We start from the raw sequence: 14,365 nt of genomic DNA, 5'->3' as shown, positions 1-14,365 counted from the left end.
ACCATCACGGCAGAATCTTGCGAATGTGGTTGGCCAGCCGAATCTGCTCCGTCAGGCCGTCATAATCTTCCTGCGCCAGCAGCTCGCGCAGGTGCTGCAATTGGTGCAGATGCTCATCGAGCACGTCCAGTACATTCAAACGATTCTGGCGGAAGATGGGTACCCAGGTGGCCGGCGCACTCTTGGCCAACCGCACCGTCGACTCGAATCCGCCGCTGGCGAGGTCGAAAATCTGCTGCTCCTCTTTTTCCTTCTCCAGCACGGTGAGCGCCAGGGCAAAGGAGGTAATATGCGAGATGTGCGAGATGTACGCCGTGTGCAGGTCGTGGGCCGCGCCATCGAGGTAGAGCAGCCGCATGGGCAGCGCCTGAAACACCTTTTCCACCAGCTGCACGGCATCGGGGTCGCTGGCCGCCACGTCGCACAGCACCACGGTTTTGCCCTCGAACAGGCCCGAAACGGCCGCTTCCGGCCCCGAATGCTCGGTGCCGGCCATGGGGTGCGCGGCCACGAAGCGGCCCCGCCGCGGGTGCCCGGCCACGGCGGCCAGCAGCGCCTGCTTGGTCGAGCCCACGTCGATGACGACCTGATGCGCGGCGGTGGCATCGAGCACCAGCGGCAGTACGGCTATCATCGCATCCACGGGCACGGCCACCACGATGAAGTCGGCCCGGCGCACGGCGGCCGCCAGGTCGGGTTCGATTTCATCCACCAGACCCAATTCCAGGGCCCGGCGGGCGTGGGCGGGGCTCTGCTCCACGCCGATGAGGTGCCGCGCCAGCCCGTGCTGGCGCAGGCTGAGCGCCAGCGAGCCGCCGATGAGGCCAAGGCCGATAATGGTGATGGTCATGGCAAGTTAAGAGTTTGAGTTACGGGTTGTCAAAACAGTCATGCTGAGCGTAGTCGAAGCATCTCTACCGCTTCGGCTGACGGAAAAACCTCACCCCCGGCCCCTCTTCAAAAGAGAGAGGAACCAGCCGAAGCGGTAGAGATGCTTCGACTACGCTCAGCATGACCGTTCCTTTTTAGCGCTTTGCACCCGGCCCAGCGCCTCGCGCAACGCGCTTTCGGGTTGGCAAAGGCTGGCTCGCACGTAGCCCAGGCCATTGCTGCCGAAGATGCCGCCCGGCGTGATAAACACCCGCGCTTCGGCCAGCACGGCGTCGCTCAGGGCGTAGCCATCGGCGAAACCAGCGGGCACGGCGGCCCAGACGAACAGGCCCGTTTGGCCGGGGGCCGGGTCGCAGCCCAGGGCCCGCAGCAGCTCCAGCACCAGCTCGCGGCGGGCGCGGTAGGTGGCATTCAACTCCGCAAACCAGTCCTCGCCCAGGGCCAGCGCCGCTACGGCCGCCTGCTGCACCGGCAGAAACATCCCCGAATCCATGTTGCTCTTGAAGCGGAGGACGTTGGCGATGACATCGGCCCGGCCGGCGAGCAGGCCCACGCGCCAGCCGGCCATGTTGTGCGATTTGCTGAGCGAGTTTAGCTCGATGGCCACTTCGCGGGCCCCGGGCACAGCCAGCAGGCTCAGCGGTGGGGTTTCGTTCAGGATGAAGCCATACGGGTTGTCGTGCACCAGCAGAATGTTGTGGGCGTGGGCAAAGGCCACGAGGCGCGTGAGGAATGGCAAATCGGCCGCCGTGCCAGTGGGCATGTGCGGGTAGTTCACCAGCATGAGCTTCACCCGCGAGAGGTCGGTGGCGGCCAGCGCGGCCAGGTCGGGCAGCCAGCCGTTGGCGGCCGTCAGGTCGTATTCGCGCACCTCAGCCCCGCAGATTTCGGCCACGGCGCGGTAGGTGGGGTAGCCGGGGTTGGGAATGAGCACGGCGTCGCCGGCCTCCAAAAACGTCATCCCGATGTGCATGAGGCCTTCCTTGGAGCCCAGCAGCGGCAGAATTTCGGTGGCCGGGTCCAGCACCACGCCGTAGTGGCGCTGGTAGAAATCGGCCGTAGCCTTGCGCAGGGCGGGCGTGCCCTGGTAGCCCTGGTAGCCGTGCGCGGTGGGCAGGGCGGCACTGGCCCCCAGGGTCGCCGTCACGCTGGGGTGCGGCGGCAAATCGGGACTGCCGATGCCCAGGCTGATGATGTTGGCCCCGGCGGCGTTGAGCGCCGCCAGCTCGCGCAGCTTGCGCGAGAAGTAGTATTCGCCGGTGTGGGCCAGGCGGCTGGCAATGGAAATTTGCATGGCTGTCGGTTGAAGCATGGTAGTCAGACGCTCCTCTCTTACGAAGGAGGGACTGTTTTCGCGAGGTGGATTTGAAATTGTTCGGACGTCGCTCAATGCCCTAACCACCCCAGTCGGCGCATTGCGCCGACATCTCCTCCTTAACAAGGACGGGAGTTTCGCCCATCGCCTCGGCCATGCTGCCCCGGCGGTAGGTTCCTAGCACCCGCAGTTCTTCGGTTACGGGGACCAAATCTTTCAGTAGCGCCGCCAGCTGCGCGGCATCATCAAACTCCACATCGGCATGAAAGCCGTAGTGCCAGGGCCCTGCCGGGGTACGAGCATGGCCGGGGCGCGGACACGATTGCAGCTTGCTCAGATTCAGCCCATGGGCGGCCACGCGGGCCAGCACCACCGCTAGGCTGCCGGGCGCGTGCGGCGCGCAAAAGTATAGCGAGGCCTTGTCGGCCGATGGGTCGGGCTGCACTTCGGCGGCCCGCTCCAGCACCAGGAAGCGGGTGTAGTTGTGCGGGTCGTCGTGGATGGCGGGAGCCAGGATTTGCAGGCCGAACTGCTCGGCGGCCTGCGCACCGGCCACCACGGCCACACCGGAGGCCCGGTTTTCGGCCAGCAGCTGGGCGCTGTGACCGGTGTCGTCGGTTTCGACCAGCTTCCAGTGCGAGTGAGCGTCCAGGAATTCGCCGCACTGGCGCAGGGCCATGGGGTGCGAATGCACGGCCCGCACCTCGGCCAGTGTGGTGCCGGGCAGCGCCAGCAGGTGCTGATGAATGGGCAAATACACCTCGCCCGTCACGCGCACGGCGTGGCGCTCCAGCAGCAGGTAGTTGGGCAGAATGCTACCGGCCAGCGAGTTTTCCATGGCCATCAGGCCAGCGCCGGCCGTGCCCTGCACCACGTGCGCCACCACCGCGCCGAAGGTGGCGCAGGGCAGCAACGCAGGCTGCGGACCGAAGTAGCGACGGGCGGCCACTTCGTGGAAACTCCCCTGAAAACCCTGAATGGAAACGTGCTGGGGCATTGGTTAATGATTAATGGTTAACGGTTATTGGTTAATGCATTAGGTAGTCTGCAGTAGCTGAATTTTCCAGGTTCCCAAGCCCCCAAAAGCAACAACCCCAGGGCCTCCGATGTGCGGTGGCCCTGGGGTTGTTGGCAGGTAGTGTGGTGGTTAACACTGACAACAGCGGGCCGGCTTCTTCGAGTAGAAGAAGTAGTAGCAATAGGTAAAATAGCCGTGGCGGAGGGTAGTCATCGAAAAAAATTGGGCATTAAAAAAGCGCCTCCCGAAGAACGAGCGGCGCTGGAGGAGTTTGCGGGTTAGCTACAAACGGCGGCTCGTTCTACGCGGTGGCGTAGAAGTAGTAATAGCCAAAAAAGTAGCGCGTCTGGAGCATGGGTGGCGGGGTTTGCGCTGGCAAGGTAGGTACGCGAACGGGAAAAGCAAATAAAAACGTCAGGCTCATCTGGCGTCCGCGCAGCCGAAGCATGACGGACTGTTTTCAACGGTTCCACAACCTAAGCGGCCGAAACGCGGTTTACCCAGCTTCGCATTCTCCGTTAGCTTTCAACTTATGCCCAAGTTATTTGAACCCCTCGCCCTGCGCAGTGTCACCCTGAAAAACCGCATTGTGGTGTCGCCCATGTGCCAGTACAGCGCTGTGGATGGCTTTGCTACCGACTGGCACCTCGTGCACTTGGGCAGCCGGGCCGTGGGCGGGGCCGGCCTCATCATTCAGGAGGCCACGGCGGTTTCGCCCGAAGGCCGCATCAGCCCCGAGGACCTGGGCATCTGGAAAGATGAGCACATTGCTATGCTCCTGCGCATCAACACCTTCATCACGGCACAGGGCAGCGTGCCCGGCGTGCAGCTGGCCCACGCCGGCCGCAAGGCCAGCACGTTCAGCCCCTGGACCGGCGCAGGCACCGTGCCCGCCGACCAGGGCGGCTGGCAGCCCGTGGGCCCCGGCGACGACGCCTTCGCCCCCACCTACCCTACCCCGCAGGCCCTCGACGCGGCGGGCATCGAGAAGGTGATTGCCGATTTTCGGGCGGCGGCCCGGCGGGCCCTCACGGCGGGCTTCCAAGTGATTGAGCTGCACGCGGCGCACGGCTATCTGCTGCACGAGTTTCTGTCGCCGCTGAGCAACCAGCGCACCGATGCGTACGGCGGCTCGTTCGAAAACCGCGTCCGGCTGCTGCTGGAGGTGGTGGCCGTCACCCGCGAGGTGTGGCCTGCGGAGCTGCCGCTGCTGGTGCGCCTATCCGTCACGGACTGGACCGAAGGCGGCTGGAACGCCGACGAATCGACGCAGCTCGCCGCTATTCTAAAAACCCGGGGCGTCGATTTGATTGACTGCTCCACGGGCGGCAATGTGCCCAAAGCGCCCATCCCCGTTGGCCCCGGCTACCAGGTGCAGTTTGCCGAGCGCATCCGGGAAGAAGCGGGCATTCTGACCGGCGCGGTGGGACTCATCACCACCCCGGCCGAGGCCGAGGCGATTCTGGCCAACGGCCAGGCCGACGTGGTGCTGCTGGCCCGCGAGTTTCTGCGCGAGCCGTACTTCCCGCTCTACGCCGCCCAGGATTTGGGCGTGGAGGTGCAGTGGCCAGCGCAGTACGAGCGCGCCAAGCCGCGCGTGCAAACGGCGGCCGGTTCGCGGTAGGGACTCCAACTATTGCGTCCCTATCGCATATCGATACTACGCACCCACTTCGCCGTAACCAGCAGCTGGCCCAGGTGGCGGGTGGTGTGCTCGGCGGCGTGCACCAGCACGCCGATGTGCGTGGACGGCACCTGCGCCCGGCCGACGCCGCGCACTTCGGCCAAGCTGGTTTCGTCGGTGTTTTCCAGTTGATTCAGCGCTCTAGCTACCGTGTCGTTGAACGCCTCCACCAGCTTCGTAACGGTCTTAGCATCAATGGCCAGCGGCGGGACTTCCACATTGAGCGCGGCGAGCTGTTGCGCGGTCAGTGCCTCGCGGCGGGCGTAGGTCAGGAGGCGGTCGAGCACGCCGGCCAGGTGCTGGAGGTGAAAGCCGACGGACGCCACGCCCGCGGGCCGCTCGTTGAGCAGGGCGGGCGGAAAGTCGTGCATGGCCGCGTTCAATTCGTCGCGGGCTTGCAGCAGGGCGTGGGCCACGGGCTGGAGCAGCGGCGGCACCTTGGGCAGCGGGCCGCGCAGCCAGATTTCGAGGGTTTCGGGTTTCAGCATTAGCGGAAGGTGGGGAAACTATGGGGCTGGCGTGACTGTATTAAGGGCTTGAAATTCACCGAAGGCAGAGCCTTCGGCCGTACTTTTGTGCTTATGTCAGGTATTAACCACGCGCTGCGCGCCGCCGCCGACCAGTTCGGCACCCCTCTATACGTCTACAATACGGCAACCATCACGGGGCAGTATAACAAACTTATCAAGGCTTTTGGGGGCCACAAAACCCGGTTTTTCTACGCCTGCAAGGCCCTGAGCAACGTGGCTATTCTGCGGCACATTCACAGCCTGGGCTCGGGGCTGGACTGCGTGAGCATCAACGAAGTGAAGCTGGGCCTGCACGCGGGGTTCGCGCCGGACAATATTCTGTTTACGCCCAACAGCGTGACGTTTGAGGAGCTGGTGGAAGCCAAGGACCTGGGCGTAAACCTCAACATTGATAATATTTCGCTGCTGGAGCGGTTCGGGGCCACGTTTGGGGGCTCCTACCCGGTGTGCGTGCGCCTGAACCCACACATTGAGGCCGGCGGCAACTACAAGATTCAAACCGGCCATATTGACTCCAAGTTTGGCATCAGCATCCACCAGCTGCGGCACCTGGAGCGCGTGGTGAAGGGCACCGGCCTGCACGTGAAGGGCCTGCACATGCACACGGGCTCCGAAATCAAGGACGTCGGCGTGTTCATGCGCGCCCTCGAAATCCTGTTCGACGCGGCCGGCCGCTTCCCCGAACTGGATTTTCTGGACCTGGGCTCGGGCTTCAAAGTACCCTACAAGCCCGGCGATGCCGAAACCGACGTGAACGCGCTGGGCGTGCAGGTGGCCGAGGCCTTCAAAACCTTCGAGCAGGAGTACGGCCGGCCGCTGGAGTGCTGGTTCGAGCCGGGCAAGTACCTGGTGAGCGAAGCCGGCTACCTGCTGGTGAGCGTGGCGGTGGTGAAGCAAACTACGGCCACGGTGTTTGCGGGCGTCAATTCGGGATTCAACCACCTGATTCGGCCCATGTTCTACGACAGCTACCACCACATCAGCAACCTGACCAACCCTAAAGGAACCGGGCGGCTCTACACCGTGGTGGGCAACATCTGCGAAACCGACACCTTCGCCTGGGACCGGCTGCTGCCCGACATCCGCGAAAACGACCTGCTGGCCTTCCACAACGCCGGGGCCTACGGCTTCGAGATGAGCAGCAGCTTCAACTCGCGCACCCGCCCCGCCGAAGTGCTGCTGGATGAGGCTGGCGAGCTGCGCCTGATTCGCCAGCGTCAGACCTTTGAGGACCTGCTGGCCGGGCAGGTAGATGTGGCGGCGGCGGCCCCGGCCCCCGTGGCGTAAGGCTGGGCGGCCCGGCGAGTGGCAACGTCAGACAATTCAACCATCAAGTAGGTCGTGGGGATTAGTTTGACTTATCAGCACGTCATGCTGAGCCCGTCGAAGCATCTCTACCGCTTCGCTGAACGGCCCTGATGAAGCGGTAGAGATGCTTCGACTGCGCGGACGCCAGATAGGCATGACGTTCTTTTTTAGTGCAAAGTAATTTACCCGACCTACTTACCATGCGGGCTTTTGCCTGCAACACTTCGCTGCTGGCCCTGGCCATCAATATCGTATCAGGCTTACTATGAGGGATTAGCGGCTGGCCGGCTCGCTAGTTGCGATTGGGAGCCGCCAGCCAGGCCTCGGCTTCCGTTTCGGTTTCGAAGGTGCGGTAGGTGTGGCCCAACTCACGCGCACCCAGCACCAGGGGCGACATGGCCAGGCGGGCAAATACGTTGTGGGCCACCAGCACCGCACCGTAGCGGTAGCCGCTTTCGCGCACGGCCCGGGGCAGCCACTCGTTTAGCATCCAGGCCTGCTCGCTGGGCGAGAATGGGGTCATATGCCGCTGGTCGACCAGAATACTGTTCCAGCCCCGGCGCACCAGGGCCTGCGCCAGGTGGTTGAGCAGGGCCCGAAACTGCACTTCCTCGCGGGGCCCGGGCCGGTACTCCAGCCGCAGATACGCAGTGGGTTCTTCCCAAATCCGGCCGGCGCCATTTTCGAAGTAAATGGTACGGGCAACGGTGGGCATGAGCAGTGGTGGAGCAGGGATTGTGGGCACGAAACTGAGGCGTAAACTGAGCCAGCCCGCAGAAGGTTGCCACCAACGCAGTCGTGCCCCGCCCTCCCAGAGTGACCGACCTTCGTGAATGAGCTTGTGGCCCAGGCTACACCGCTGGCCCCAACCCCCCAATCCCCAGTATATTTATAGTCCCGCATTGGGTTTGCCTGATTCACCAACCGCATGACAACTATTTTTACCCGTTCGCTGCTGACTGCTTTCACTACGCTGCTGGCCGCCGGGCTGGCCCCGGCCCCGGCCCAGGCCCAGACGGTTACGCCCATCGGCACTATTCAGGGGCCGGGTACCCAGGCAACTCCAGGCACCTACACCATCGAGGGCGTAGTCACGGCCGTGTACGCGGGCCTGAATCCGGCCGGGTTCTACGTGCAGAACGATGCGGCCACGGCCGACGGCGACCCCGCCACTTCCGACGCCTTGTTTGTGGTGCAAGCCAGTCCTTCGGTAGCCATCGGCAACCGGGTGCGCATCAGCGGCGCGGTGCAGGAATCGGCCAGCACGCCCTCGTTCAACCAAGCCGTGCTCACCGGGCCAACCATCACGGTGCTGGCGGCCAGCAGCCCGCTGCCCGCGTTCACTGTGCTGAACAATGCCACCTTCACGGTAGCCACGGCCGAGCCCTTTGAAGCCATGCGGGTGCAATTTGCGGCCCCCGTCACGGTCACGAACGTGGCCACGGTAAAGTCGCGGGGCGAGCTAAGCATTTCGCCCCTGGGCCTGGTGTACCAGCCCACCCAGCTGGTAGACCCCAACGACGACCCCGCCAGCGGCACCAGCAGCACCGGCACCACCAACGTGCCCGCCGTGCTGGCCTACCAGGCCGCCAACGCCAACAGAACCCTGCTGCTCGACGATGGCCGCACCACGCTCAACCCCCTGCCCATTCCCTACCTCGACGCCACCACCCAGACCGTGCGCGTGGGCAGCACCGTGGCCAGCCTGCGCGGCATTCTGGGCTACGGCAACAGCCAGTGGCGCGTGCAGCCCCTGCCCGGCCCCGATGCGCCGGCCGTGACCACGGTGCGCCCGCCGGTGCCCACCTTCGGCCCCATTGATGTGAAAATGGCCAGCTTCAACGTGCTCAACTACTTCAATGGCGACGGCGCGGGCGGCGGCTTTCCCACCTCGCGCGGAGCCCTTACCCTGGCCGATTTCCAGCGCCAGCGCAGCAAAATCCTCACCGCCCTGGTGCAGATGAACGCCGACGCGGTGGGCCTCATTGAGATTGAGAACGACGGCACCGTGGCCAACTCGGCCCTGCAGGACATCGTGAACGGGCTGAACCAGACCATGGGAGCCGGCACTTACGCCTTTGTGAATGACGGCGGCAGCACCCGCCAGCCCAACAACTCCGACCTCATTCGCTGCGCCATTATTTATAAGCCGGCCGCGCTCACGCCTTTTGGCCCGGCCCTGCTCTCCACGGTGACCGGGGTGTTTGAGCGCCCGCCGCTGGCGCAGCTCTTCATCACCAACCGGGCGGCCCCGGCCGATACCTTCGCGCTCATCGTCAACCACTTCAAGTCCAAAGCCAGCGGCAGTGGGGCCAATGCCGACCAGGGCGACGGTCAGGGCGCTTCCAACCTGCGCCGCAAAACCCAGACCGCGGCGCTGGCACAGTTCATCAGCGGGACGGTGCGGCCGGCCGGCACGCGCTACGTGGTGAGCGTGGGCGACTACAACGCCAACTACGAGGAAGACCCGATGGATATTCTGCGCGCCGCCGGGCTGGTGGTGAGCGGCACGCCCACCAGCGCTTCCTACGTGTTCAACGGCCAGAGCGGCTCCCTCGACCATGCCGTGATTACGCCCAACCTGCTGGGCCACGCCGCCGTGGAAAAGTGGCACATCAACGCCGCCGAGCCCGAGTTTCTGGAGTACAGCAATGCCGGGGCGGCCACCGACATCACCAGCCCCTTCCGGTCTTCGGACCACGACCCCATCCTCATCGGCCTGAACTTCAGGAGCGTGGTGACGGCTGCCACTCCCGCCACCACCGCCGCCCGGTTTCAGGTATTTCCCAACCCCGCGCCGGGTGCGCTCAATTTCCACCTCACCAGCCCCAACGCCCAGCCCCTGACGCTGGAGATACTTTCGGCGCTGGGCCAGCCGGTGCTGGTGCTGCACGGCGGTGCTGAAGTGTTGCAGAATGAGCTGAGCCGCCGCACGGCGGCGCTGGCACCGGGCACCTACCTCGTGCGCCTGAGCGGGGGCGATTTCCGCCAGGTGCAGCGGGTAGTGAAGGAGTAGTCTACAATACCCTCCCCTATGAAGCCCCGCCGCAAGCCCGTCATTACCCCACGCAAACCCACTTATTTTCCCGACGAAAACGTGGCCGAGCGCTGGGAGGCCCGGCACCTAATCGGGCACACCGAATTCGATGAATTCCGGTTTGTGGATTGCGATTTCAGCGAGGCCGATTTCAGCCGAATCCGCTTCACTGACTGCCTGTTTGAGCGCTGCAATTTGTCAGCGGTAAAGCTGGCGGGCACGGCTTTGCAGAACGTGGCGTTTGCGGACTGTAAGCTGCTGGGCCTGCAATTCACGGCCTGCCGCGACATGCTGTTTGGCGTGCATTTCGACCAGTGCCAGCTGCGCTATGCCTCCTTCGCGGGCCGCGTGATGCCGCACACCCGCTTCGTGGGCTGCCAGCTCGACGAAGCCGACTTTGCCGATGCCGACCTCTCGGGCGCGGTGTTTCAGGATTGCGCGCTGGCGGGCGCGGTGTTTCAGAAAACCCGCCTCGCGGGGGCGGATTTTACCACGGCCACCGGCTTTGTCATCGACCCCGAATCGAACCCCCTGGCCGGGGCCCGGTTCACCCTCGACGGCCTGCTGGGCGTGGTGGCCAAGTACGGGCTGGTGGTGGAGTGATGCGGGCGGCGCGACGGAACCGATTAAATCCAATTTCGCTTCCGGCTAGTAGCTTGCGGTAGCATATCCGTTTTTTCCTGCCCGGGACCGCGCCAGCCCCGGCAGACGGGCATTTTTCACTTTGCTACAATTACCTGATGGCCAACCGCCGCGCATCCATCACCGACCTGGCCAAGGCCCTGGGCCTCTCGCCGTCTACTATTTCCCGCGCCCTCAGCAACCACGACGACGTGAGCGAGGCCACCAAAGTGCGCGTGCGCCAGCTGGCCGATGAGCTGCACTACCAGCCCAACCAGCTGGCTGCCGCCCTGCGCCGGGGCCGCAGCAACACGCTGGGGGTGCTGGTGCCGCACATCACAGGGCACTTTTTCCCGCAGGTAGTGCACGGCATTGCCACGGAAGCCGCCAAGCAGGGCTTCAACGTGATGATTTGCCAGTCGAACGAGGATACCCGCCAGGAGCAGAAGAACATCGACCTGCTGATGAACTCGCAGGTGGAGGGCATTCTGGTCTCGCTGGCCAACAGCACCCACGATTTCAGCCACTTCGAGGCCGTGCGCCAGCAAAATATCCCGCTGGTGTTTTTCGACCGCGAGGTGGAGGATTTTCAGGGCAGCAACGTGAGCTCCGTGCTCTTCGACGACTACCACGGCGCTTACCAGGCCGTGACGCACCTCATCGAGCAGGGCTGCGTCCGCATCGCGCACTTTCGGGGGCCGCTGCACCTCAACATTCACAAAAACCGCCTTCAGGGCTACCGCGACGCCCTCACCGACCACCACCTGCCCATCGATGAGGCCCTCATCGTGCTCTGCGAAATGACCCCCAAGGGCGGCGGCCAGGCCATGCGCCAGCTCCTGAAACTGTCGCGCCGCCCCGATGCCGTGTTTTCGGCCAACGACCTGGCCGCCGTCGGGGCCATGCAGGTGGCCAAGGCCCACCGCCTGCGCGTGCCCACGGACATTGCCTTCATCGGCTTCAGCAATGAGCTGTTCACCACCTTCACCGAACCCATGCTGAGCAGCGTGGACCAGCGCTGCGACCAAATGGGCAAAACCGCCGTGCAGCTGCTGCAAAAGATGCTGAAAGGCGGCCCCAACCGCGTGGGGCCGCCCAAGCCCATCGTGCTCAAGCCCAAGCTATTGGTGCGCGAGTCGTCGCAGCGCAAGTAGGACGGAACAGAACGACAACTCCCCTCCTTGGAAAAGGAGGGGAGTTTTTGCGAAGCAAAAACGGGGGTGGTTTGATTCGTCGAACGATGGTTGAACGACTGATTGCGAACGGCGTGGCCATCGTTCAACGAATCAAACCACCCCAGCTGGCACTGCGTGCCAGCATCCCCTCCTTATCCAAGGAGGGGAGTGAACGTTCAACAACCACCGCCGTAGGAAGTCATTCGCCCGGCTCGCCTGTTAGCTAAGGGAGATTCCTAGTGCCTCGCGATGACTGAACCTGTTGCCACTCCGGCCCCCCGGGCCACGCTGCTTACCCCGTTCACCTACCATATTTTCCGGGCCATCTGGATTGCGGGTCTGGTGTCAAATGTGGGTACCTGGATGCAGAACGTGGCCGGCGTGTGGCTCGTCACCACGCTCACCACCTCGGCCCTGCTGGTGGCCCTGATGCAGGCCGCTACCAGCCTGCCGGCCTTTTTACTGAGTATGCCCGCCGGGGCGCTGGCCGATTTGGTGGACCGCCGCCGGCTGCTGCTGCTCACGCAGGGATTCATGGCGGTGGTGGCTACCGGGCTGGGCGCGCTGGCATTCGCGGGCGGTATTTCGGCCCTGGGCGTGCTGGGCTTCACGTTTTTGCTGGGCATGGGCGCGGCCCTGAACTCCCCCATCTGGCAAACGGTGACCACAGAGCTGGTGCCCCGCCCGGCGCTGCCGCAGGCCATCACCCTCAACGGCGTGAGCAACAACATCGCGCGGGCCATCGGGCCGGCCATTGGCGGGGCCATCATCGCCTACTACTCAGCGGGCTGGGTGTTTTTGCTCAATGGGGTGTCGTTTCTGGGCACCTGGGCCGTGGTGTATTTCTGGAAGCGCGACGCCCCGGTGACTGATGGCCCGGCCGAAAACTTCATGGGCGCGCTGCGGGCCGGCATTCGCTACGTGCAGTATTCGCCGGCCATTTATGGAGTGCTGGTGCGCACGTTCGCGTTTTCGTTTGGCACGGCGGCTATGTGGGGGCTGGTGTCGGTGGTCATCGCCCGCAAGCTGCACCTGAGCTCGGGGCACTACGGCGTGATGCTGTCGTGGCTGGGCGCGGGAGCCGTAACGGGCGCGGTGCTCATGGGCCGGGCGGGCTCGCGGCTCAACTTCAACCAGCGGGTGCTGCTGGGTGTGCTGGCCTTCGCGGGCACCAACCTGGCGCTGGCCCTCGTCACCCAGATTTATGTGCTCTACGCCGTGATGTTCCTCTCCGGCATTGCCTGGCTCATGGTGATGACCAGCTTCAGCACCACCGTACAGCTGAGCGTGCCCCGCTGGGTGCAGGCCCGGGTTATCAGCATCTACATGCTGGTGTTTCAGGCCGGCATGTCGGTGGGCAGCCTGGTCTGGGGCGAGCTGGCCGACCGCAGCACGCTCACCATTGCGCTGCTGGCCGCCGCCGGCTGGATGCTGGCCAGCGCCCTGCTGGCTCTGCCCTTCCCCATGCGCCCGGCCGAGGGCCTCGACCTGGCACCCGCCGAGCACTGGCCCGCCCCCGACACCGAAGGCACCATCGACCCCGACGACGGCCCCGTGATTGTGATGATTGAGTACCACGTAGCGCCCGCCGACTGGCCCGCCTTCGGGGTCGCGGCCGAGCAGCTGCGCCGCCTGCGCCTGCGCGACGGAGCCCTGCGCGCCGGCGTGTTTTCCGACGTGGCCAACCCCACGCTCATCACCGAGTTTTTCTACGTGGCCACCTGGGGCGAGCACCAGCGCCAGCACCACCGCTTCACCCGCGAAGACCAAACGGTGGAAGCCCGGGTGCGCCGGTTCCACCTGGGGCCGGCCGCCCCCCGCGTCACGCACCTGCTGGCTTTCCCCAACACCCCGAACGTGGAAGTGGCCACGCCCCTGCAAACGCTGGAAAGCCAGCGCTAAAGCAGCCCCGCCGGTCCGACCGGTTAAAGCAGGCCCGTTCCGGTAAACCACGGCGACCGGTCAGACCGCCTGGGGCACTCGGACCGGGGCGCGGCTATTCGTACAAATCCCGGGTATCGGCGGCGGCCAGCTCCACCAGGAATTGCGCAATGTTGGTGGTCACGGCTTCGAGGAAGGCCGCGCCTTTTTCGGGGGTGGCGGCGGCTGGGTTGCCCACGCCGGTATCGGCCGACACCTGGCTCCACTCGCGCTGGGCCCAGGCCCAACCCTGGCGCAGGGCCGCGATGCGGAACTGCCGGGCCGCGCCGTCGCCGGCTTCGGACAGGGGGCTCACCAGGTGGGGCGCGATGTGCTGCATCACGCTGGTTTCCAGCTCGTCGGCGTGGTCGCCGGGGGCCGCGAAGTACTGGTTGCGGTCGGCGGCTTTAAACCAGTTGAGGGTACTGAGAAATACCGTGGGAAATTCGGCTTGCAGCTCCCGCAGAATCTGGCGGAAGTCGTTGCCGCCGTGCCCGTTCAGAATCACCAGCTTGGGAATGCCCTGGCGGGCCAGCACCTGCACCATATCCCGCACGATGGCCAGCTGCGTGCTGGGGTTCAGGTTCATGTCGAGGGTAATGTCGAGCTGGCCGGTGTTCACCCCAAACGGGATGCAGGGCAGCACCACCACTTTTGCCCCTTGCGCCCAGGCCTTGCGCGCCGCCTCAGCCGCCACATAGTCGCTCTGGATATTATCGGTGGCGTAGGGCAGGTGGTAGTTGTGGGCCTCGGTAGCGCCCCAGGGCAGCACCACGACTTCGTAGTTGGCGTCCCGAACGGTTTTCCAGGTGGTTTCGGCGAGGATGTAGGGACGTGGGGACATGGAGGAAGGAGAAAGCAAGCTG

At 64.6% G+C, this 14,365-nt stretch carries 12 protein-coding genes; 6 read left to right on the top strand and 6 right to left on the bottom strand.

The window, feature by feature from the left end; all coding sequences use genetic code 11:
* Positions 1–4: 4 nt before the first annotated feature.
* The 3 genes from ABD819_RS08565 to ABD819_RS08555 all read right to left on the bottom strand — a co-directional run bounded on the left by ABD819_RS08565 (position 5) and on the right by ABD819_RS08555 (position 3,203).
* On the bottom strand, positions 5–850 hold the full coding sequence (locus tag ABD819_RS08565; protein WP_345123097.1) for a prephenate dehydrogenase: 846 nt from the start codon (positions 848–850) through the stop codon (positions 5–7).
* Between the two features lie 156 nt (positions 851–1,006).
* Positions 1,007–2,185 (bottom strand): pyridoxal phosphate-dependent aminotransferase, encoded by a 1,179-nt coding sequence (locus ABD819_RS08560; RefSeq protein ID WP_345123095.1) that lies wholly within the window; start codon positions 2,183–2,185, stop codon positions 1,007–1,009.
* Positions 2,186–2,285: 100 nt separating this feature from the next.
* On the bottom strand, positions 2,286–3,203 hold the full coding sequence (locus tag ABD819_RS08555) for a prephenate dehydratase (protein WP_345123093.1): 918 nt from the start codon (positions 3,201–3,203) through the stop codon (positions 2,286–2,288).
* A 553-nt stretch (positions 3,204–3,756) separates the two neighbouring features.
* Between ABD819_RS08555 and ABD819_RS08550 the strand changes: the two genes are divergently transcribed.
* Entirely contained in the window at positions 3,757–4,848 is a 1,092-nt protein-coding gene (locus ABD819_RS08550) for an NADH:flavin oxidoreductase/NADH oxidase (protein WP_345123091.1), read from the top strand.
* Between the two features lie 20 nt (positions 4,849–4,868).
* On the opposite strand, the gene ABD819_RS08545 is transcribed toward ABD819_RS08550, so the two are convergent.
* Complete coding sequence (locus ABD819_RS08545; protein WP_345123089.1) at positions 4,869–5,396, bottom strand: DinB family protein; 528 nt, start codon at positions 5,394–5,396, stop codon at positions 4,869–4,871.
* 93 nt (positions 5,397–5,489) lie between these two features.
* On the opposite strand from ABD819_RS08545, the gene lysA reads away from it, so the two are divergent.
* The gene (lysA, locus tag ABD819_RS08540) at positions 5,490–6,725 is read left to right on the top strand and encodes a diaminopimelate decarboxylase (RefSeq protein WP_345123087.1); all 1,236 of its coding nucleotides are present in this window, start codon (positions 5,490–5,492) and stop codon (positions 6,723–6,725) included.
* 313 nt (positions 6,726–7,038) lie between these two features.
* Here the strand turns inward: lysA and ABD819_RS08535 are convergent, their stop codons facing one another.
* Positions 7,039–7,461 carry a hypothetical protein gene (locus ABD819_RS08535; RefSeq protein ID WP_345123085.1) on the bottom strand — a complete coding sequence of 141 codons (423 nt, stop codon included), beginning with the start codon at positions 7,459–7,461 and terminating at the stop codon, positions 7,039–7,041.
* A gap of 213 nt (positions 7,462–7,674) precedes the next feature.
* Here ABD819_RS08535 and ABD819_RS08530 point away from each other — a divergent pair, with 213 nt between their 5' ends.
* The 4 genes from ABD819_RS08530 to ABD819_RS08515 all read left to right on the top strand — a co-directional run bounded on the left by ABD819_RS08530 (position 7,675) and on the right by ABD819_RS08515 (position 13,481).
* On the top strand, positions 7,675–9,762 hold the full coding sequence (locus ABD819_RS08530) for an ExeM/NucH family extracellular endonuclease (protein WP_345123082.1): 2,088 nt from the start codon (positions 7,675–7,677) through the stop codon (positions 9,760–9,762).
* Positions 9,763–9,780: 18 nt separating this feature from the next.
* Positions 9,781–10,386, top strand: a complete 606-nt coding sequence (locus tag ABD819_RS08525) for a pentapeptide repeat-containing protein (RefSeq protein WP_345123080.1) — start codon at positions 9,781–9,783, stop codon at positions 10,384–10,386.
* 137 nt (positions 10,387–10,523) lie between these two features.
* A complete protein-coding gene (locus ABD819_RS08520; RefSeq protein ID WP_345123078.1) occupies positions 10,524–11,558 on the top strand; it encodes a LacI family DNA-binding transcriptional regulator in 1,035 nt (344 codons plus the stop codon).
* Positions 11,559–11,828: 270 nt separating this feature from the next.
* Positions 11,829–13,481, top strand: coding sequence for an MFS transporter (locus ABD819_RS08515; RefSeq protein WP_345123076.1), 1,653 nt, complete (start codon positions 11,829–11,831; stop codon positions 13,479–13,481).
* A 94-nt stretch (positions 13,482–13,575) separates the two neighbouring features.
* Here the strand turns inward: ABD819_RS08515 and ABD819_RS08510 are convergent, their stop codons facing one another.
* Complete coding sequence (locus tag ABD819_RS08510) at positions 13,576–14,343, bottom strand: creatininase family protein (protein ID WP_345123074.1); 768 nt, start codon at positions 14,341–14,343, stop codon at positions 13,576–13,578.
* Positions 14,344–14,365 lie beyond the last annotated feature (22 nt).

This window comes from Hymenobacter antarcticus (assembly GCF_039539545.1).
Lineage (GTDB): Bacteria > Bacteroidota > Bacteroidia > Cytophagales > Hymenobacteraceae > Hymenobacter > Hymenobacter antarcticus.
This window is presented reverse-complemented; position numbering and strand designations above follow the sequence as displayed.

Bases quoted from the DNA above. Each gene is read 5' to 3' on its own strand.
- ABD819_RS08565 (WP_345123097.1), bottom strand. From the start codon at position 850: ATGACCATCACCATTATCGGCCTTGGCCTCATCGGCGGCTCGCTGGCG.
- ABD819_RS08560 (WP_345123095.1), bottom strand. From the start codon at position 2,185: ATGCAAATTTCCATTGCCAGCCGCCTGGCCCACACCGGCGAATACTAC.
- ABD819_RS08555 (WP_345123093.1), bottom strand. From the start codon at position 3,203: ATGCCCCAGCACGTTTCCATTCAGGGTTTTCAGGGGAGTTTCCACGAA.
- ABD819_RS08550 (WP_345123091.1), top strand. From the start codon at position 3,757: ATGCCCAAGTTATTTGAACCCCTCGCCCTGCGCAGTGTCACCCTGAAA.
- ABD819_RS08545 (WP_345123089.1), bottom strand. From the start codon at position 5,396: ATGCTGAAACCCGAAACCCTCGAAATCTGGCTGCGCGGCCCGCTGCCC.
- lysA (WP_345123087.1), top strand. From the start codon at position 5,490: ATGTCAGGTATTAACCACGCGCTGCGCGCCGCCGCCGACCAGTTCGGC.
- ABD819_RS08535 (WP_345123085.1), bottom strand. From the start codon at position 7,461: ATGCCCACCGTTGCCCGTACCATTTACTTCGAAAATGGCGCCGGCCGG.
- ABD819_RS08530 (WP_345123082.1), top strand. From the start codon at position 7,675: ATGACAACTATTTTTACCCGTTCGCTGCTGACTGCTTTCACTACGCTG.
- ABD819_RS08525 (WP_345123080.1), top strand. From the start codon at position 9,781: ATGAAGCCCCGCCGCAAGCCCGTCATTACCCCACGCAAACCCACTTAT.
- ABD819_RS08520 (WP_345123078.1), top strand. From the start codon at position 10,524: ATGGCCAACCGCCGCGCATCCATCACCGACCTGGCCAAGGCCCTGGGC.
- ABD819_RS08515 (WP_345123076.1), top strand. From the start codon at position 11,829: ATGACTGAACCTGTTGCCACTCCGGCCCCCCGGGCCACGCTGCTTACC.
- ABD819_RS08510 (WP_345123074.1), bottom strand. From the start codon at position 14,343: ATGTCCCCACGTCCCTACATCCTCGCCGAAACCACCTGGAAAACCGTT.